Source organism: Methylocaldum szegediense (assembly GCF_949769195.1).
In the GTDB taxonomy this organism is placed as follows: Bacteria; Pseudomonadota; Gammaproteobacteria; order Methylococcales; family Methylococcaceae; genus Methylocaldum; species Methylocaldum szegediense.
Map to the genome: position 1 here is coordinate 2,987,416 of NZ_OX458333.1, position 17,681 is coordinate 3,005,096.

The 17,681-nt window shown below is 56.1% G+C and carries 16 protein-coding genes; 7 read left to right on the forward strand and 9 right to left on the reverse strand.

Annotated elements, in window-relative coordinates:
- Window positions 1-712 precede the first annotated feature (712 nt).
- Complete coding sequence (locus QEN43_RS12860) at window positions 713-1,108, forward strand: hypothetical protein (RefSeq protein WP_026611129.1); 396 nt, start codon at window positions 713-715, stop codon at window positions 1,106-1,108.
- Here the strand turns inward: QEN43_RS12860 and norR are convergent.
- Window positions 1,079-2,647, reverse strand: coding sequence for a nitric oxide reductase transcriptional regulator NorR (norR, locus tag QEN43_RS12865; protein ID WP_235726653.1), 1,569 nt, complete (start codon window positions 2,645-2,647; stop codon window positions 1,079-1,081). The two genes, QEN43_RS12860 and norR, sit on opposite strands and share 30 nt — an antisense overlap.
- A gap of 159 nt (window positions 2,648-2,806) precedes the next feature.
- On the opposite strand from norR, the gene QEN43_RS12870 reads away from it, so the two are divergent.
- Entirely contained in the window at window positions 2,807-3,490 is a 684-nt protein-coding gene (locus QEN43_RS12870; protein ID WP_026611128.1) for a hemerythrin domain-containing protein, read from the forward strand.
- 551 nt (window positions 3,491-4,041) lie between these two features.
- On the opposite strand, the gene QEN43_RS12875 is transcribed toward QEN43_RS12870, so the two are convergent.
- Together QEN43_RS12875 and djlA are read right to left on the reverse strand one after the other, a co-directional pair.
- Entirely contained in the window at window positions 4,042-4,524 is a 483-nt protein-coding gene (locus QEN43_RS12875) for a YajQ family cyclic di-GMP-binding protein (RefSeq protein ID WP_026611127.1), read from the reverse strand.
- A 45-nt stretch (window positions 4,525-4,569) separates the two neighbouring features.
- Window positions 4,570-5,397, reverse strand: a complete 828-nt coding sequence (djlA, locus tag QEN43_RS12880) for a co-chaperone DjlA (protein WP_026611126.1) — start codon at window positions 5,395-5,397, stop codon at window positions 4,570-4,572.
- A gap of 169 nt (window positions 5,398-5,566) precedes the next feature.
- Between djlA and QEN43_RS12885 the strand changes: the two genes are divergently transcribed.
- Together QEN43_RS12885 and QEN43_RS12890 are read left to right on the forward strand one after the other, a co-directional pair.
- Complete coding sequence (locus QEN43_RS12885) at window positions 5,567-6,460, forward strand: phosphoribosylaminoimidazolesuccinocarboxamide synthase (protein ID WP_317964078.1); 894 nt, start codon at window positions 5,567-5,569, stop codon at window positions 6,458-6,460.
- 77 nt (window positions 6,461-6,537) lie between these two features.
- Window positions 6,538-7,251, forward strand: a complete 714-nt coding sequence (locus tag QEN43_RS12890) for a DUF2490 domain-containing protein (protein ID WP_026611124.1) — start codon at window positions 6,538-6,540, stop codon at window positions 7,249-7,251.
- A gap of 22 nt (window positions 7,252-7,273) precedes the next feature.
- On the opposite strand, the gene QEN43_RS12895 is transcribed toward QEN43_RS12890, so the two are convergent.
- Entirely contained in the window at window positions 7,274-7,759 is a 486-nt protein-coding gene (locus QEN43_RS12895; protein WP_235726652.1) for a flavin reductase family protein, read from the reverse strand.
- Window positions 7,760-7,853: 94 nt separating this feature from the next.
- Between QEN43_RS12895 and moaC the strand changes: the two genes are divergently transcribed.
- The gene (gene moaC, locus QEN43_RS12900) at window positions 7,854-8,342 is read left to right on the forward strand and encodes a cyclic pyranopterin monophosphate synthase MoaC (protein ID WP_026611122.1); all 489 of its coding nucleotides are present in this window, start codon (window positions 7,854-7,856) and stop codon (window positions 8,340-8,342) included.
- 24 nt (window positions 8,343-8,366) lie between these two features.
- Here moaC and QEN43_RS12905 read toward each other — a convergent pair whose 3' ends face one another.
- Both QEN43_RS12905 and QEN43_RS12910 read right to left on the reverse strand, forming a co-directional pair.
- Window positions 8,367-8,882 carry a dihydrofolate reductase gene (locus tag QEN43_RS12905; RefSeq protein ID WP_026611121.1) on the reverse strand — a complete coding sequence of 172 codons (516 nt, stop codon included), beginning with the start codon at window positions 8,880-8,882 and terminating at the stop codon, window positions 8,367-8,369.
- An 11-nt stretch (window positions 8,883-8,893) separates the two neighbouring features.
- Complete coding sequence (locus QEN43_RS12910; protein ID WP_051331867.1) at window positions 8,894-10,048, reverse strand: alkene reductase; 1,155 nt, start codon at window positions 10,046-10,048, stop codon at window positions 8,894-8,896.
- A 97-nt stretch (window positions 10,049-10,145) separates the two neighbouring features.
- On the opposite strand from QEN43_RS12910, the gene QEN43_RS12915 reads away from it, so the two are divergent.
- Window positions 10,146-10,895, forward strand: coding sequence for an MEDS domain-containing protein (locus QEN43_RS12915; RefSeq protein ID WP_084162207.1), 750 nt, complete (start codon window positions 10,146-10,148; stop codon window positions 10,893-10,895).
- 96 nt (window positions 10,896-10,991) lie between these two features.
- Complete coding sequence (locus QEN43_RS12920; RefSeq protein WP_317963282.1) at window positions 10,992-13,097, forward strand: sensor histidine kinase; 2,106 nt, start codon at window positions 10,992-10,994, stop codon at window positions 13,095-13,097.
- 97 nt (window positions 13,098-13,194) lie between these two features.
- Here QEN43_RS12920 and thyA read toward each other — a convergent pair whose 3' ends face one another.
- From thyA to gyrB, 3 genes are all read right to left on the reverse strand, one after another.
- Window positions 13,195-14,091 carry a thymidylate synthase gene (thyA, locus tag QEN43_RS12925; RefSeq protein WP_026611120.1) on the reverse strand — a complete coding sequence of 299 codons (897 nt, stop codon included), beginning with the start codon at window positions 14,089-14,091 and terminating at the stop codon, window positions 13,195-13,197.
- A gap of 57 nt (window positions 14,092-14,148) precedes the next feature.
- Window positions 14,149-14,958 carry a prolipoprotein diacylglyceryl transferase gene (lgt, locus tag QEN43_RS12930; protein WP_026611119.1) on the reverse strand — a complete coding sequence of 270 codons (810 nt, stop codon included), beginning with the start codon at window positions 14,956-14,958 and terminating at the stop codon, window positions 14,149-14,151.
- 292 nt (window positions 14,959-15,250) lie between these two features.
- Window positions 15,251-17,674, reverse strand: coding sequence for a DNA topoisomerase (ATP-hydrolyzing) subunit B (gyrB, locus tag QEN43_RS12935; protein ID WP_449814789.1), 2,424 nt, complete (start codon window positions 17,672-17,674; stop codon window positions 15,251-15,253).
- Between the last annotated feature and the right edge of the window lie 7 nt (window positions 17,675-17,681).

Here is a 17,681-nt window from a genome sequence, read left to right on the forward strand (position 1 = left end):
GGTCGGCGATTGCCATCATTGACGCCAGACAAAACGGGCCGCGTAATAGCGGAACTGTGGTCAATCCAATCATTGACTGTGTCAAAAGCACATCGTCGAACAGGCCCGCTCGCCGTTAATAATATTTGAGAATTCAAGTAATTAATCGGATACGTCATATCTATGGCGTCAATATGACATCACGCAGTTGGCCAGTTCCGGTGTGCCGTTTCAAAGCTCGGATTCATTTTCAGCGAGTTACAGGTTGGCACCGATCCTGCCAGTAATTTAGTCGACATGGCCGGCGAGAAGACGGACGGAAATTGGCCATATCCGCAGATAAGCTGCTGTTCGGGTGTAATCCCGAAATCTCGGCGTTCTCGTACCTCATCGCCTCGCGATGATGGTGGTCGAGCATGGTCCAGAGCCCATCGTGGCAACCGTGACTGCCTAATTCTGACGCCGCTTTGGCCGAACTGTATGGAGAAATTCAGCCGCGCCCGTCGTCGGAGCGGGACGGCAAACCGCAAATAGGTCGACGATTGGTCGGCGGAATGAATGCCCTTGTCCGCTGGGTCGGACGGCTGGTGTGGGACGGAATGCGACCGCGTTGTCCCCCGATGCTGTCGTGAACGAACGTGTCGACCGTCGGGCCGTCTCCGCGCAAAAGAGTCCAGAAGATGCACATCGGCAACGTTATTCAAAGGCGTCTCTTAACTCGCTTGAGGAGTGCATGGAAAAAGAAACTATAAAACGAAGTCTGACTGTGCTGGTTCTACTGGTTATCGCTTTGCAAGTCGATACCGTTCTATCGCTCCTGCTGGAAGGCATACATATCTTGGTGGAGGTCGTGGAACTCGCAGCGGAACACTTGTTGGAAGCGCTCTTTGGGCTTACTACACGAGCCTCGCAAGTGGTCACCGCCTGGCTGGGGTTTGCGGTTTTTTTGGCCGCTCTGCCCTTCATCGTTCGAAAAATCAAGGCGTTGCTGAGCCGGCTTAAAGTAGCCGCGGTGGAACAGTGGCGGACACGATCCGCCGTAGCTCGAGAGTGGGCGAGGACAGTTCACGCGAGACGCTGGGTCGTCGCGAGCGTCATCCTAATTGCGACCTACACAATTTTCTTTTAGTGCCGTGCCGCACCGTCCCTTTTTCAGACCCAGACGCCGCGCAAGTTTGTGCAGATTGCTCGGATCCACGTCTAGGCGGCGCGCGGCTTTCGCCCAGTTGCCGCCACACAGGCGAAGGGCATCTCGTATGCAGCGACGCTGACTTTCCTCGACCGCGGCCCGCAGCGTCGAGACCGTTGTCGGTCCGGCTTTGGGAGGCGTTAACCGAGCATTGGGATCGGATACGAATTGATTGAGGTCGAGATCGAGTAAATCGACGGGCAGGGTGACGATATCGTTTCGATCCACGCCGCGACTCATTATCTTCAAGGCGGCGCGGCTGATTGCGTGCTCGAGTTCACGCACATTGCCCGGCCAGTGGTATTGCCTGAGAGCGACCTCGGCTTCTGGAGCCAGCCTCAGGCTGCGTAAGCCCAATCGTGCGCGGTTGCGTTCGAGAAAACGGCCCGCCAAGAGTAATACGTCGTTGTCGCGCTCGCGGAGCGGCGGTATATGCACTGGATACACGGAGAGACGGTGATAAAGGTCCGCTCTGAACGCTCCATCACGTACGTGGTCGCGTAGGTTGCGGTTAGTTGCGGCGATCACCCGGACGTTCACGCGCCGTGGCTGATCCTCGCCGAGGCGCTGAACCTCGCCGTTCTGCAGGGTGCGCAAGAGCTTGGCCTGAACCGCGAGCGGCAATTCGCCAACTTCGTCGAGAAACAGCGTGCCGTTTTCGGCGGCCTCGAAGCGGCCCGGCCGATCGACCGACGCTCCGGAGAACGCTCCCTTGGCATGACCGAAAAGCTCGCTTTCCGCTAGCGACTCGGGCAAGGCCGCACAATTAACGTGGACCAAAGGTCCGGCGCGGCGGCGCGAGAGACGGTGCAGCCTGCGCGCGAACAATTCCTTGCCCACACCGGTTTCGCCCAACAACAGCACCGGAAGTTCGGAGTCGGCCACTACATCCAGTTCCCGCAACAATTGCGTGATGGCCTGGCTCTGGCCCACGATCTCGCCGTCGTCTTCGAACGGAGATGCAGCGAGCGGCCCCTTTTCTTGAGCGAGGCGCAGCGCACGGATTTCGGCTTCCAATCGGGCCACCCGTATGGAGGCCTCAATCAGAGCCTTGTATTGGCGTAGACAATTCTTAGCGGCTTCGTCGAAAACCCCGACCTGCAAGGAATCTAGCGTAATCGCGCCCCATTGCTGGTCTTCCACGTACAGACTGATGCCCATGCAATCGTGCACCGGTAATGGCTCGCCGACATGTGTCTCGATCAGGCCGTCGTAAGGGTCAGGCAGGGTACTGTCGTTATCGAAGGACGTCAGATCGCGGCGGGAAAGAATGGCGGCGAGACGCGGATGCTCACTCATCGCAAAACGCCTGCCCAAGGCATCGCGCACTAGGCCGTCGACAGCGACGGGACGCAAATGGGCCTCTTCCAAACGCAATAAGGCCACAGCGCCGCAACGGAACTGTGCTCTCAAGGCGGTTACCAGTCTTTGTAAGCGCACGGCCTGCGGCAAATCGGTTGCCAGGTCGGCGATCAACATGGTCTCAATCATGGTGCTTTTTACCCGGTATGGTTGTTACAACCCTATCACAATAGGGTAAAAAGTACCTACTATCCTCTAAGTGTCGGAGTTCTTAGCAAACTTACGGTGGCGTGCAACTTGCTTGGGAAATATCGAGAATTTTTGATGGAGCTGACCATGAACACACTCGAGCAATCCCCTGGGGGTCTTGCCGGGGCAACCCGGAGCTCACGACCTTACACACCGGAATCGCGCCGCAGCGTTGGACAAAATTTGCATGGGGTGGTCCTGGCCCCGGCCAAAAGGCAGTGGGCACAAGAAATCAACGAAGAGCTCGAGAAGAGCGCGAGCCAGCCAACTTCGGAAGCCGGCAGGTGGAAGGATGCGCCACCCTCGGAACTCGTCGCGCATATTCTCGAACACTTTCACCAACGACACCGCCAACAATTGCCGGAACTGACCCGCCTGGCGCGGATGGTCGAACGTGTACACGGCGAACATCCCGCATGCCCGCGCGGCCTAGCGGACACTCTCGATAGCCTGCGGCACGAACTTGAAGATCACATGCAAACGGAGGAGCAGGTGCTGTTCCCGCTCATAGCTCGTGGTGAAGGAACCTCGGCGCGCACACTGATTCTGGTCATGCGCATGGAAGATCACCACCACGCCGAAGCCCTCAAGCGCCTCGACAAGTTGACCCGCGGCTTCACGCCGCCGCCTGTGGCCTGTAGTACTTGGCGAGCACTTTATCTCGGGCTTTCGGGGTTATGCGTGGATCTGATGGAGCACGTGTATCTTGAGGACAACGTCCTTTTCCAAATCGCGGCACCAACACGTAAACGGGAGACGTCGCATGGGTAGTTACCGAAAGCTTCCGAGTTACACTGATAGGCTTTCTCGCCGTGCTGGTGCTGCCGTGTTGCGTCCGGAGCAGGTCTAGCGAACGACCGATGAAGACGGGATTCTGGGAATGCAGGTTTGGTGCTGATGGTCGCCACTCGTTTGCTGTTGATTGGTTTGTTCCAGTTCCATGCCAGTGTTAGGTAAGGGCTGTAGTGTGGAGCGTAGCGAAGCCTTTCCTGCAGCAACCCTAGCTCGAAACCTTATGCTGGACGCGCACTTTCGGCGATCTGGTCTTCATCGTCGGCGCACTGTCGATCGCGTGGCGAGTCGCCAACAGCTTCTTGCAGCGATCGAGTCAGCTCTTGGCTACAGGACGAAGAGCCGGTACTCGCAAGGGACCGAAGGTGATACCAAGAGAAACGCGGACAATCGCTAGCAGACCGACACGCGTCGGCGGGTTTGCCGTATGGCTAACAGCCACTGATGTGGATGCGTGAAAATTGGGCGCGACCGATCTCCGTGCACGAGGGGCGGTATCGCGAGAGCGGTCGCTATCGCGGCGGCGGCAGTCAATCCCGGAAATTGACATACTGTAGCGGCAATTCCAGCTTCGCCTCTCGCAGTAAGGCGATGACCTGCTGCAGATCGTCCTTTTTCTTGCCACTCACCCGAACCTGCTCCCCCTGAATCGCGGCTTGCACCTTGAGCTTACTGTCCTTGATCAGCTTTACGATGGTCTTGGCGAGAGCCGAATCGATTCCCTGCCGCAAGGTTACGGTTTGACGGGCCTCTTTGCCAGAAACCTGAGGCGGGTCGATCTTGAGACAGGCGATATCGACCCCTCTCTTGGCCTGCTTGGTCTGCAGAATATCCAGCATTTGCTGCAGCTGGAATTCCGTCTGCGCGTGCAAGGTTACGACGGTCTCGGAAAGATCGTAACGGGCGTTGGAGCCCTTGAAATCGAACCGGGTGCTGACTTCGCGGTTGGCTTGGTCGACCGCATTGCTCGCTTCGTGCAGATTGACTTCCGATACGATGTCGAAAGATGGCATGGCGTATCCTCAATTAGGAATGTGTTCGAAATGTACCGCTAGTGCTTAAAGCTTGCGGGATTTGGCGATGACCTCATAAGCGCTGCGGATTTGCTGGGTTTTCTCGGTGGCTCGTCTGAGCATTTCCTCGGTTGAACCGTTAGCGGCCAATTTGTCGGGATGGTATCGGCTCATGAGCCTCCGGTAGGCGCGTCTGATGTCTTGATCGCTGGCTGAAGGCGTAATGCCGAGAATGGCGTAGGCTTCACTCGGCGAAGGCCGGCGGGCACCACCTGCCGGTTCTCTATGCCGCCAGGACGAGTGGCTTCCGGTGCGGCTGAACGGCGTTGCCGTCTCGAAGCGCGCCTTGATGTCGTGAAACAGGAAGCGAGAGACCTGCAGCCTGTCGCAGATCCGAAGCAGCAACTGTTCCTTGGCGGCATGAAGGCCGCCATCCGCATAGGCCGTTTCCAGCTGAAACTCGATGAACAGACGTATCAGCGAAGACCGCTGATGACATTCAGCCCGAAATTGGTCCAGCGTGTTCTCGAGCGGAAAATCGGGGCGCTTGCCCTGGTTGAACAGACGGATAGCCGTTTTGCGTATCTCTTCGGAAAGTGCCATCCGGTCCATGATGGTCCGAGCGATCTTGATCTCAGCCTCCGATACCCGCCCGTCGGCTTTGGCGACATGCCCCATAACCGAAAACGTGGCGGTGAAGAACGCCATGTGTATCCGGTCATGGGCGCCGGTGCCAAAATCGGTTTGCAAAAGACCAGCATTGGCCATGACTCGGTCGAACTGGTGTCCCAGAGCGGCGCCAAGGACGCCGAATAGCGGTCCCCCCACTAATAGGCCGAACGTTCCGCCGACTACTTTGCCGAGCCAAGTCATGATGCCAATGGTCTATTGTTCTTGCAGTGAAAGCCACAACGTTACATGATTCACAGTTGTTCATAAAGCCTGCAATGGCCGCACAGGCTGCAAGTGCGGCGCGTCCAAATACAAGCCCATCGGGCCTAAGCCCAAGCGCCTTTTTAACGATTACTACCGAAGAGGAATGATGAAAGCCCCGGACATCTTGTACGAAAGCTCGCTGCAAAGCTTGCGGCTTCGCGGTCGCGGTAAGGTCCGTGACATTTATGACATCGACGATAACCACATGTTGATCGTCACGACCGACCGTCTGTCTGCGTTCGATTGCATTCTACCGGACCCCATCCCGGGGAAAGGCCGGGTGCTCACTGCGGTTTCCAATTTTTGGTTCGCTAAGCTCGAATCCATCGTCCCGAATCATTTGTCCGGCCTTGCGCTGGACGACGTCCTCGCCGATCCCGGCGAATGCGCACAGGTGGAAGGACGGGCAATCGTCGTCAAGAAGCTCAAGCCGCTTCCGGTTGAAGCAGTCGTGAGGGGCTATCTGATTGGCTCGGGCTGGAAGGATTATCAAAAGACCGGCGCCGTTTGCGGCATCTCGCTACCGGCAGGGCTGCAGCTTGCGGAGAAATTGCCAGAGGCCATTTTCACGCCCTCGACCAAGGCAGAGTCCGGTCAGCATGATGAGAACATCAGCTTCGAGAGAACCGTCGAGCTGATAGGTAAAGACTTAGCGGACGAGGTGCGCCGCATCAGTCTCAGGCTCTACACGGAAGCGGCGGCCTATGCCCTCGATCGGGGCATCATCATCGCTGATACCAAGTTCGAATTCGGTTTGGACGCCACTGGCCGCCTCTACCTGATCGACGAGGCATTAACGCCTGATTCGTCCCGTTTCTGGCCGGTCGATCAATACCGGGTCGGCATCAGTCCGCCCAGCTTCGACAAACAGTTCGTGCGGGATTATTTGGAGAACTTGGCTTGGAACAAACAGCCTCCCGCCCCCCATCTGCCGCCCGAGGTGATCGCCAAGACCGCGGAGAAATACAGGGAAGCGGAGGAGCGCCTGACCAGATCCTAGCTCATCGTGAAAGCGGGTTGACCCAGATAGTTTTGACCCGATAATACCTGGCTTGCTTTCAAGAAACAGGGTACACGATGAAATATCGATCGAATCAGCGTCTCCGCTGGCTAGTGCCGGCCATGCTGCTTTCCGCTCCGCAACTTGCGTCAGCCGAATCGCTCGAAGATTTCCAAACCTGGGGCAATGTTACCGCCGTCGGCAGCTTCGGGTTTATCGACCCGAAGTTCAAGAGTTTCCGCTTTTGGTTGGAAGGTCAAGGACGCTTTGGGGAGGACACCTCCCGCTTGTCGCAAAGCATGGTGAGGCCCGCGCTGGGGTACGCGATCAACGAGAACGCGAGTGTCTGGCTGGGGTATGCGTGGATTTTCACCGACCGGCCTTTCACCGGGCGTCGCTTCGACGAGAATCGTATCTGGCAGCAATTCCTGTGGACGCAGAAAACAGCCCTCGGTACCTTCACCAGCCGGACGAGGCTGGAACAGCGTTTTGCCGAAACCGGCAGCGATGTGGGCTGGCGCTTTCGCCAGTTCGTGAAGTTGTCGGTCCCACTCGACTTTGCCCCCGACTTCAGCCTTGTGGGATGGGAGGAAATCTTCGTCCGCATCAACAAAGCGGATTGGAGTGGGGATGACGGGTTTGATCAGAACCGGGTCTTCGTAGGTCTGGGATACAACCTCAATAAAGAAATCCGGACCGAAGTCGGTTACATGAATCAATATATTCGGAGGGCCGAAGCACCGGACCGGATCAGCCATATCTTATCGGTGAATCTTTTTTTGAATTATTGAGAGTCGCGGGCGCGAGCTTATCTTAGGAGAAACGGTCGGGAAAGATTGCAGCCGCGCCGTCCATATCGCCGGTTTCCCGGTAAGTCAGCGGCTCAGCATCTGGTTTTAGCAAACTGCCGTCGATGACGCGGCCGAGCACCAGAACGTGATCTCCGGCGGGATGGTCTTCAATCAAGTCGCATTCGAACCAGGCCAGCGCCTCGGTCAAAAGAGGCGTGCCGCGCCGACCTTTGCGCCATTTCACGGATGCTAGTTTGTCCGCGTCGGCGGGTTTGCCGAAATGTCCCGCCAAATCCATCTGTTCCCGACTCAGGACGTTCACGGAAAATGATCCGCCTCGCTTGAGCAGTTCATAGGAGGAATGACGGGGATTGATGCTCAGCGCCAACAGCAAAGGATCGAAGGAAACGGGCATAACCCAGGCCGCCGTGAAGGCGTTGTGGCGGTCGCCCGCAGCGACGCCGACGACATAGACGCCGCAGGTGATTCGTTTGAATAAATCCGCCATGGCTTGACTCATAACCCGGAAATCCTCCTTCGGTGCCGGCAAAATCGGGGGGTTGCGATTCTATAATACGTCTTTCGATCCAGATTCTCCCATCATGAGTAAACTCACGCATTTCAATGAATCGGGCGCCGCCCATATGGTCGATGTGGGTGCTAAGCCTATGACACAGCGGGTGGCGGTCGCCGAGGGTTATATCGAAATGCGTTCCGAAACCCTGGACTTGATCATGCAAGGCGGCCACAAGAAAGGCGATGTCCTTGGAATCGCCCGTATTGCCGGGATCTTGGCCAGCAAGAAGACCTCGGAACTGATCCCGCTCTGCCATCCGATACCGATCACGAACGTCGACCTCGTGCTCGAACCGCAGCGGGAACGCGGGCGTGTGTATTGCCAAGCGACGGTCAAGACGGTCGGACAAACCGGGGTCGAAATGGAAGCGCTCACTGCTGTGCAGGTCGCGCTCCTGACCGTTTACGATATGTGCAAGGCAGTGGATCGCGGGATGACGATTCAGTCGGTCCGCCTGCTTGAGAAAGCGGGCGGGCGTTCCGGACATTGGCAGCGGGAAAAGGATCAGGCGTAAGCGGAAACGGAACGCCTGGAGCAATCAATCGGGCAATCGCTTTTCACCGCGGTTGTCCGTTTTCCTTTCGAGGATTAAAAAACTGTAGCTCAATCCACTGTCGGGATCGTCCTCTACGTCAAGACGTTCGATTTCGGTCCATTCATCCCACTTGATCTGAGGAAAGAAGGTGTCGCCCGTGAACGCTCGGTGAATGAGCGTGAGATAAAGGCGATCGGCCGTCGGCAGTAGCTTCTCATACAAGGACGATCCTCCGATGACCATGACTTCGTCCGCGTTGGCCTCTTCGAGAGCGTCCTCCAAGCTGTGTGCCACGACGCAGCCCGGTGCGGTGTACGTGCGGTCCGTTGTTAGAACGATATTCTTTCGGCCGGGCAACGGCCGACCTATGGATTCATGCGTCCGTCGCCCCATGATCAACGGCTTCCCCATAGTGATGCGTTTAAAGCGCTTGAGATCGGAAGACAAATGCCAAGGCATTCGATTGTCGACCCCGATCACCCGATTCTCGCTCATGGCGACGATAAGCGAAATCTTCATTACGCGATTCTTCATCCCTCGTCGATCGCCGGCATCGGCTCCTGACCTCTCAGCTGTCTGAGCGTCGGATAATCCACGTAGCCTTCGGCACCGCCACCGTAGAAGGTGGATTCGTCGGGAAGGTTCAATTCGGCGTTCTGTCGAAAACGTTCGGGAAGATCAGGATTGGCGATGAACAGACGTCCGAACGCTACCAAATCCGCCCGGCCTTCCTCTATACACGCCGTAGCCTTGCGTTGATCGTATCCACCGCAGACGATGAGCGTACCGCGATATCGGGTGCGAATCAGTTTCATGATCGCGGGTCCTCGTACATCGAAATTCGGGGACGCGGGATCGCGGGCTACCTCGGGCTCCACGACATGAAGATAGGCGAGGTTGAAGGCATTCAACCGTTCCGCCACGTACCCGAAAAGCGCTTCAGGATCGTCATCGCCCATGTCGTTAAAAGTGCCTAGGGGCGATATACGTACCGCAACGCGTTGCGACCCCCAAATTCGGCAAACCGCATCCACGACTTCCATAAGGAGACGCGCACGATTCTCAACGGAACCTCCGTATTGATCGTTGCGGCGGTTGGAACTTGTGTTGAGAAACTGGTCCAAAAGATAGCCGTTAGCGGCGTGAATCTCGACACCGTCAACGCCGGCTTTTAACGCATTGCTTGCACCATGTGCGTATTGCTTCACGATATACGGCATTTCCTCGGTAGCTAGCGCTCGGGGAGTCACGAAAGGGACCCGTTCAGCTTCTCCCCGCTCGTTAACGATGAAAGCCGTACCGGACGGACGAATGGCGGAGGGAGCCACCGGGAGTTGTCCGTCTGGCTGCAAGGCCGGGTGCGAAATTCGACCCACGTGCCAGAGCTGCATAAAGATGAGGCCGCCAGCCGTATGAACGGCGTCAGCAATCGATCTCCAGCCTTTGACTTGGTCGAGGGTATGAATGCCGGGTGTCCATGCATAGCCTTGGCCTTGCTGGGAGACTTGTGTGGCTTCGGAGATAATGAGTCCGGCGGATGCGCGTTGCGCATAATAACGGGCATTGAGTTCGGTAGGAATATTGCCCGGTTGTCCGGCGCGGCAACGCGTCAAAGGCGCCATCACGATGCGGTTTTTCAGCGTATAAGGCCCTAAGGTATAGGGTTGGAAAAGTATGTCGCTCATGGCTCTTCCCTGGTGAGGAACGGGTTAATGAATCAGAAAATCGAGGCTCCAACTAGTAAACAGGGTGTTTGTCTCGGTCGAGTGGTGTCCTGGTTCTATGTTTGTTCTGTTTGACGGCGGTAAAACAGCCAGGTTGTGTTGCTTTTTTTTTGACAGAAGACCTGCAGTAGCATTGATTTGGATTGGACAAAATTGTCTGGATGAAGCTTATGTGTATGGAGCGAGCAAAAGATATAGGGTTCGGCTTTACAGAGATCAGCATCTCCCGCCTGGAGGACATCTCTGCTATATCTACAGCGATGAGCAGGAACATGCCCGCACGATGGCGCAATTCGTCGAGAGCGGTTTGGCGTCTGGCGAAAAGGTTGCCTATTTAGCGGATGTTTTGTCGCGCGAGGAACTCGAACAGTATATCGCAAAATTGGGCGTGAATTTTCCTGCCGATCTCCGACCGGGGCAACTTATCGTACCTCCGGCGGAAGAAACGTACTGCCCGGACGGCACTTTTCAGCCGGAAAGGATGATCGAAACCTGGCACTCGATGTACCGTCAAAGCGTAGACGAAGGATTCCCGGGCATACGGGTTACGGGCGAGACCGGCTGGACTTGCAATGAGCATCCCGGGCTGGATCGGTGGTTCGAATACGAATCCATGCTCAATATCGTCGTAGAGGACGTCCCTTTCAGCAGCATTATTTGCCAGTACGATGCTAACCGGTTAAGCGGCGTGAATTTGTACGAGGTTCTAAGAGTGCATCCCCTGATGATTGTTGGGGGACAAATTCTACACAACCCGTATTACGAAGTACCTGCGCAGTACCTGGCCCGGCGCCGTGCGTCAGCGTAAACCGGACCCGAACGCAGACTTTTCCTCGCGCGATACGGCTCGCTCTTGACGGGCGTTGAGTTGCCCCACGATCCGCCTGACGGTGGAAACTGTGCTATGACAAACTTTAAATTTCGCGCTCCTCAGCCGCAGCCCGAAGTCTTGGGAAAATTGTTGATCGTACAGCAGACGCTTGGTGTTTTGGCGTCCAAGGAGGAACAGGCGGCGTTCCTTTGCCGCGCACTCGGCGATATCCCAGGGGTCGAAGATGTCCATTTCTGTTTTTTCGGATCGTTCGTACCGGAGCCCATCAAGCTAGCCGGGGACGCGGTATGCGGATATTGTACGAACACCTCGCCTTCATTCGAGATAAGGCGCTGCTGCGCAGTGACGAACGGCTGCAAGGAATCTATCGCCTTGCGGGCATCCTCGGGGCTGTACGGATTCTTGATCCTTGGGATCAACAGCCGATCCGCGTTCGCGCCTTACGCGCCGTACGTCGCCAACACAGCCAATTTCCTCGCGACGTTGCTTGAAAAGCGGCAAACCAAGCAACGCTTGCAGCAAGTACTGAGTGATCTGGAAGATCAGGTCGCGGCCCGTACGGCTGATCTGGTCGAGAAAAACGCGCGCCTGGAAGCAGAAATCGCAAGGCGAGAAGCCGCCGAGGCAGCGCTGCACGAGGCATACGAACAGCTCGAACGCAGAGTCGAGGAGCGTACGGCCGCTTTGAAATCGAGCGAGGAACGACTTCAGAGTATCATTACGACCGCTGTAGATGGGATCATCACTACCAATAGCGCCGGCGTCATTGAGCTTTTCAATGGTGCGGCGGAACGCTTGTTCGGCTATAAGGCCAGCGAGGTTATTGGGCAACACGTGCGTATTTTGATGCCGACGATGGAGTGCGGATACGATGCAAATCCCATCGAAGCTTTTGTTGGTGCTGATCAGGGGGATATCGCATGTTTGCGTAGGGATGTCGCGGCGCGGCATAAGAACGGATCGGTTTTTCCGGCGGAGCTGACCGTCAGCGAAATGGAGATCGGAGGGGAGAGAAAGTTTACTGGCATCATACGCGATATCAGTGAACGGAAATGGGCAGAAACGGCTCTTAGGGAAAGTGAGGCACGGTTTCGGGCCATGGCCGAAACCGTACCAGATATTCTGTTCACCAGTGACGCCTACGGCCGCATCGAGTATGTCAGTCCTCGTTTCTACGAGCTCACCGGCTTGACCGAGAATTCCGGGGGCACGGATTGGGTTAGGGCGATACATCCCGATGACTGCGAAAACGTGCGGGTACGGTGGCGGAAATCGGTCAGAACGAAGGAACCGTTTCAAGCGAAGTTTCGTCTTCGTGCGGTGGATGGTGGTTATCAATGGTTCCAGGTTCGGGCCCGCCCTATTTACGACGAGGGGAATTGTGCAAGCAAATGGTTCGGGACCTGTTCGGATATCGACGAACTCGTCCGCATTCAGAGTGCGCTCGAGGAAGGCGACCGCCGAAAGAACGAATTCTTGGCGATGCTTTCCCATGAGTTGCGCAACCCTCTGGCGCCCATATGCAACGCCGTTCAGGTGTTAGGCCTGTTAGATCTTCCGGATCCGCGGCTGCGCTGGGTGAAAGAGATGATCGAGCGCCAGGTCAAGCATTTGGTTCATTTAGTCGACGATCTCTTGGATGTGTCGCGCTTTACCCGCGGAAAGATCACGCTCAAGCAGGAAGCGATAGAACTGTCGGAAGTCATCGAGCGCGCGGTAGAAGCGACTGAGGGCATCATCAAGGCCCAGGAGCATCAGCTTTCGATCTCCTACCCGGACGAGCCGGTATGGCTAAAGGGAGATAGCGTCAGGCTGGTTCAAATATTGACCAATCTCCTGAACAATGCAGCCAAATACACACCGCATGGCGGGCGTATCGATCTTACGGCGGTCGTAGATCACGGCAAAGTCGTAGTCTCGGTTAGCGACACTGGGATCGGTATTCCGCCGGAGCTTTTGCCTCATATTTTTGACCTTTTCACGCAGGCCGATCGCTCCTTGGACCGGTCGCAAGGGGGCCTCGGAATCGGCCTGACCCTGGTGCGAAAACTGGTCGAAATGCACGGCGGGAGTATCGAAGCTTCGAGCAAAGGCCCGGGTCTGGGGAGTGAATTCGTGGTGAGGTTGCCGCGCATGGATATCACGGAATTGAGGACCCAGCGCGGCGGGGCGAAATAGGAAACAATTGGAAGCCGGAAACAGCCGGTTAACCGACAGCCGAGCTCCGTAACAGGGCTCGACTTTTCGAGCGCGATTGAGGATCGGTCGGCTGCGGTCAGACTGCCACGTCGGCTGGTATGTGAGGATGAGGGTCGTAGCCCTCGATCTGAAAATCGTCGATCCGGTAGCTGAACAGATCGGTGGGTTTGCGCTTGATATGTAGCCGCGGGAACGCGCGCGGCTCGCGTTCGATCTGGAGCCGCGCTTGCGGGATGTGATTCAGGTAGAGGTGCACGTCGCAACCGAACCAGACGATTTCTCCGGGTGCGTAACCACATTGGTGGGCGAGAAGGTGGGTCATCAAGGCGAGATTGGCGATGTTCCAACCGAGGCCCAGATAGGCGTCGGCTGAGCGCTGCATTAACGCACCGGACAAGGTGTTCGTCGCTTGGCAGACGAAGAATTGGTAGGTCTTGTGGCAGGGTGGAAGCGCCATATCTTCCAACTGAGCGACGTTCCAACCCTCGAAAAGTAAACGGCGGGAACTGGGGTCGTTTTTTAATCCTTCGATCAGTTGCTGAAGCTGGTCGATTTCTTTGCCGTCGTAAGTCGGCCAGTGACGCCATTGATAGCCATACACGGGTCCGAGGTCGCCCCAACGGGCGGCAAACGCGGCGTCGCTCATGATCCGTCGCTCGAATTCATCTTGACTCACCTGCTCGCCGGTTGCGTCACGGTATTTTTTTAAAGGCCAGTCGGTCCATATCCTTACATTTTGCTCCAATAGCTCGCGGATGTTCCGTCCTCCCGACAACATCCATAAGAGTTCCTTGAAAGCCGTTTTCCAGAAGATCCGCTTGGTGGTGAACAGCGGAAATCCGGCGCTAAGGTCGAACCGCATGGTGTAGCCGAACAACGCGCGGGTGCCTACGCCGGTTCGATCGACTCGCTCATCCCCTTCGGTTATTAGGTTGCGAAGCAAAGTGAGATACTGCTCTTCTGGATGAGGCATGGTGTCGGGTCTCAAGTTATCGAGAGTCGTGCTTTGCGCAGTGACCGTAGAGGGTTTTCAGGAGTTGTCGGTACTCAAAATGGATGTGATCGGGCGACGATAAGCGAGCACCAAAAGGAGAATTCCGACGATGATCATAGGGAAACTCAATATCTGCCCCATGGTGAGCCAGCCGAATGCAAGATAACCGATATGTGCATCGGGCAATCGCACGAACTCGATCAGGAAGCGGAAGATACCATAGAGCAGAAGAAACAGCCCGCTTACGGCCATGGTTGGGGGCGAGCGGCGGCTGAAAAAATGGAGTGCGGCGAAAAGGACGATTCCTTCGAGAAAGGCCTCGTATAGTTGAGTCGGATGGCGTGGCTCGGGGCCGGCATCGGGAAATACCATCGCCCAAGGGACGTTGGTCGGTTTTCCCCAAAGCTCACCGTTGATGAAGTTACCGATTCGACCAGTAAAGAGGCCTATCGGCACATAGCGGGCGACGAAATCGGTAACCGCAAAAAAAGGCGTGTTCTGGCGTCGAGAGAAAATCCACATCGCGACCAGCGCGCCTAGCAATCCGCCGTGAAAAGCCATACCGCCTTCCCAAACTCGGAACAGCATCAAAGGGTCTTGGAGGAAGGCAGGCAAGCTATAGAACAGCATGTATCCGACTCGGCCGCCGACCACGAGGCCGAGCGCGGTATAAAAGACGAGGTCTTCGACCTGGGCGGGACTCCAAGGAAGCCCGGGCTCTTTTGCACGGCGCCGAGCCAGCCACCATGCACCGCCGATGCCGATGACATACATAAGCCCATACCAATGAATCTTCAAGGGACCGATGCTGATAGCCACTGGATCGATTGAAGGATAGGGCAACATTTGGGTGTCTCTCCGTGAATAGGATTCGGATGTGTTCGGGAAAAAAAGTGGTACGAATCGGAAACGCTCGGAAGCTCGGCGAAGAAGTATACCGGGAATGCGGGTCGGGGTGGGTAACCAGGCCAGCTGTTCCACGTGGAACATTTGCGTATGGCTTCAACGGTTCGAGCTTTTCCGAGCGATTGGAAAGGCCCGCTGCGAGAGGGGCCGGTTTCTAGATCGGCCGAGATGGCTAGAGCTCGGAAAGCTTTTTCCAGTCGGATAGGAACATTTTCCGACTTTGGGTTAGCGGTCAAATGTCCAGGTTGGCGACTTCCAAAGCGTTTTTCTCGATGAAATCCCGTCTGGGCTCAACCTGATCGCCCATCAGGGTGGAAAAGACTTCATCGGCGGCTATAGCGTCCTCGATTTTCACCTGTAACAAGCGGCGCGTGTTCGAATCCAAAGTCGTTTCCCATAACTGCTCCGGATTCATCTCGCCGAGCCCTTTATAGCGCTGGATATGCTGTCCCTTCTTCGCCTCCGTCATCATCCATCCGAAAGCCTGTTTGAAGTTCCTTACCCGTTCCTTTTTATCCTCCCATGCTAGGAAGGAGTGCTCGCCGAAAAGACCCTCGACTTTCTGGTTGAAGGAGGCCAGACGTTTATAATCGCCCCCGTTGAAGAATGCAGCGTTGATGTCGAAGGTCTTATGAACTCCGTGCAAGCGCCTACTGACATGGGCCCGAAAGCCGTCGGGCTGGTGAGTAAAATCCAAGTCGATGGCAAAGCTTGCACTGCGGTCAGTGCTGTTTAACCGATCGACCAAAGCCGCGAACCAGGCTTCGGTCGCCTTCGGATCGCTCATCGCGGTAGCATCGAGGACCGGATGTTCGAGGAGCGTGTTTAGCAAAGTCTCGTCGTAGCGATGAGCGAGACGTTGAATCAGGGACTGGATGGTCAAATATTCCCGTGCAAGTTGCTCGAGTCCCTGACCCTGGATCGGGGGCGTGGTTTCGTCGATGTGAAGACGGGTTTTTTCGAGTGCAAGCTGCAATAGATATTCATTGAGTTCGGCGTCATCCTTAACGTAATGTTCCTGCTTGCCTTTCTTGACTTTGTAAAGCGGCGGCTGGGCGATATAGATGTGGCCGCGCTCGATTAGCTCGGGCATCTGCCGATAGAAGAAGGTCAAAAGCAGCGTACGGATGTGCGAACCGTCGATATCGGCATCGGTCATGATGATGATGCGATGGTAGCGTAACTTGTTCGGATCGTATTCTTCCCGGCCAATTCCGCAGCCAAGGGCAGTGATGAGCGTGCCGACTTCTTCGGAGGACAGCATCTTGTCGAACCGGGCCCGCTCGACGTTGAGAATCTTACCTTTGAGGGGAAGTATCGCTTGAGTGCGCCGATCGCGGCCTTGTTTGGCCGACCCGCCGGCGGAATCGCCCTCTACGATGAACAGCTCTGACAAAGTCGGATCGCGTTCCTGGCAATCCGCCAGCTTGCCAGGCAACCCGGCGATGTCCAAGGCGTTCTTCCGTCGGGTCATTTCTCGCGCCTTGCGGGCCGCCTCCCGGGCACGGGCGGCATCGATCATCTTGTTTGCGATGAGACGGGCGATCGAGGGGTTTTCCAGGAGAAACTCTTGAAATTTTTCCCCCATGGCCGACTCCACGACAGGCTTTACCTCAGAGGAGACGAGCTTGTCTTTGGTCTGAGACGAAAACTTCGGGTCGGGAACCTTGACCGAGAGGACCGCGGTTAAGCCTTCACGAGCATCATCGCCCGAGGTTGGGATTTTCTGCTTTTTCAACAAGCCCTGTTCTTCGATGTATTGATTGAGCGTGCGGGTAAGCGCGGCGCGGAAACCGGCCAGATGGGTGCCTCCATCGCGTTGCGGAATATTATTAGTGAAACAGAAGATGTTCTCTTGATACGAATCGTTCCACTGCATGGCGACCTCGACCACCATGCCGTCCTTCTCCGTCTGGAAGTAAAAGACCTTGTCGAACAAGGGAGTCTTGTTCTTGTTCAGATGTTCGACAAAAGCCCGGATGCCTCCCTCGAACTCGAAGACATCAGTTTTCGCAGTACGTTCGTCCTCAAGCGTTATGCGAACACCAGAATTTAGGAACGACAGTTCGCGGAGACGCTTGGCGAGAATGTCGTAATGAAACTCGATATTGCTAAAGATAGCGGGGCTGGGTTTGAAGCGGATGGTCGTCCCGGTTCCGTCCGCGTCGCCGATCTGCGCAAGGGGTGCCAAGGGCTCGCCGTCGCGGTACTCTTGCCGATAACGTTTTCCGCCGCGTTTAATTTCGAGTATCAAATGTTCGGATAGGGCATTCACAACCGAGACGCCAACGCCGTGAAGTCCGCCGGAAACCTTATAGACGTTATCGTCGAATTTGCCCCCCGCGTGTAAAACGGTCATGATGACCTCGGCGGCGGAACGGCCCTCTTCTTCGTGAATATCGACCGGAATTCCGCGGCCGTCATCGGCGACGGTTACTGATTCGTCGCTGTGAATAATGACTCGGATCGTCTTGCAGTGCCCGGCCAGAGCCTCATCGATAGAATTATCGACAACCTCGAAGACCATGTGATGAAGGCCCGAGCCGTCGTCAGTATCACCGATATACATACCCGGGCGCTTACGGACGGCATCGAGCCCCTTCAGGACCTTGATGGCGGTGCTGTCATAATCTTTAGCGAGTTTGGTCATGCTCATTCTTGGT

Bases quoted from the DNA above. Each gene is read 5' to 3' on its own strand.
- QEN43_RS12860 (WP_026611129.1), top strand. From the start codon at position 713: ATGGAAAAAGAAACTATAAAACGAAGTCTGACTGTGCTGGTTCTACTG.
- norR (WP_235726653.1), bottom strand. From the start codon at position 2,647: ATGTTGATCGCCGACCTGGCAACCGATTTGCCGCAGGCCGTGCGCTTA.
- QEN43_RS12870 (WP_026611128.1), top strand. From the start codon at position 2,807: ATGAACACACTCGAGCAATCCCCTGGGGGTCTTGCCGGGGCAACCCGG.
- QEN43_RS12875 (WP_026611127.1), bottom strand. From the start codon at position 4,524: ATGCCATCTTTCGACATCGTATCGGAAGTCAATCTGCACGAAGCGAGC.
- djlA (WP_026611126.1), bottom strand. From the start codon at position 5,397: ATGACTTGGCTCGGCAAAGTAGTCGGCGGAACGTTCGGCCTATTAGTG.
- QEN43_RS12885 (WP_317964078.1), top strand. From the start codon at position 5,567: ATGAAAGCCCCGGACATCTTGTACGAAAGCTCGCTGCAAAGCTTGCGG.
- QEN43_RS12890 (WP_026611124.1), top strand. From the start codon at position 6,538: ATGAAATATCGATCGAATCAGCGTCTCCGCTGGCTAGTGCCGGCCATG.
- QEN43_RS12895 (WP_235726652.1), bottom strand. From the start codon at position 7,759: ATGGCGGATTTATTCAAACGAATCACCTGCGGCGTCTATGTCGTCGGC.
- moaC (WP_026611122.1), top strand. From the start codon at position 7,854: ATGAGTAAACTCACGCATTTCAATGAATCGGGCGCCGCCCATATGGTC.
- QEN43_RS12905 (WP_026611121.1), bottom strand. From the start codon at position 8,882: ATGAAGATTTCGCTTATCGTCGCCATGAGCGAGAATCGGGTGATCGGG.
- QEN43_RS12910 (WP_051331867.1), bottom strand. From the start codon at position 10,048: ATGAGCGACATACTTTTCCAACCCTATACCTTAGGGCCTTATACGCTG.
- QEN43_RS12915 (WP_084162207.1), top strand. From the start codon at position 10,146: ATGTTTGTTCTGTTTGACGGCGGTAAAACAGCCAGGTTGTGTTGCTTT.
- QEN43_RS12920 (WP_317963282.1), top strand. From the start codon at position 10,992: ATGACAAACTTTAAATTTCGCGCTCCTCAGCCGCAGCCCGAAGTCTTG.
- thyA (WP_026611120.1), bottom strand. From the start codon at position 14,091: ATGCCTCATCCAGAAGAGCAGTATCTCACTTTGCTTCGCAACCTAATA.
- lgt (WP_026611119.1), bottom strand. From the start codon at position 14,958: ATGTTGCCCTATCCTTCAATCGATCCAGTGGCTATCAGCATCGGTCCC.
- gyrB (WP_449814789.1), bottom strand. From the start codon at position 17,674: ATGAGCATGACCAAACTCGCTAAAGATTATGACAGCACCGCCATCAAG.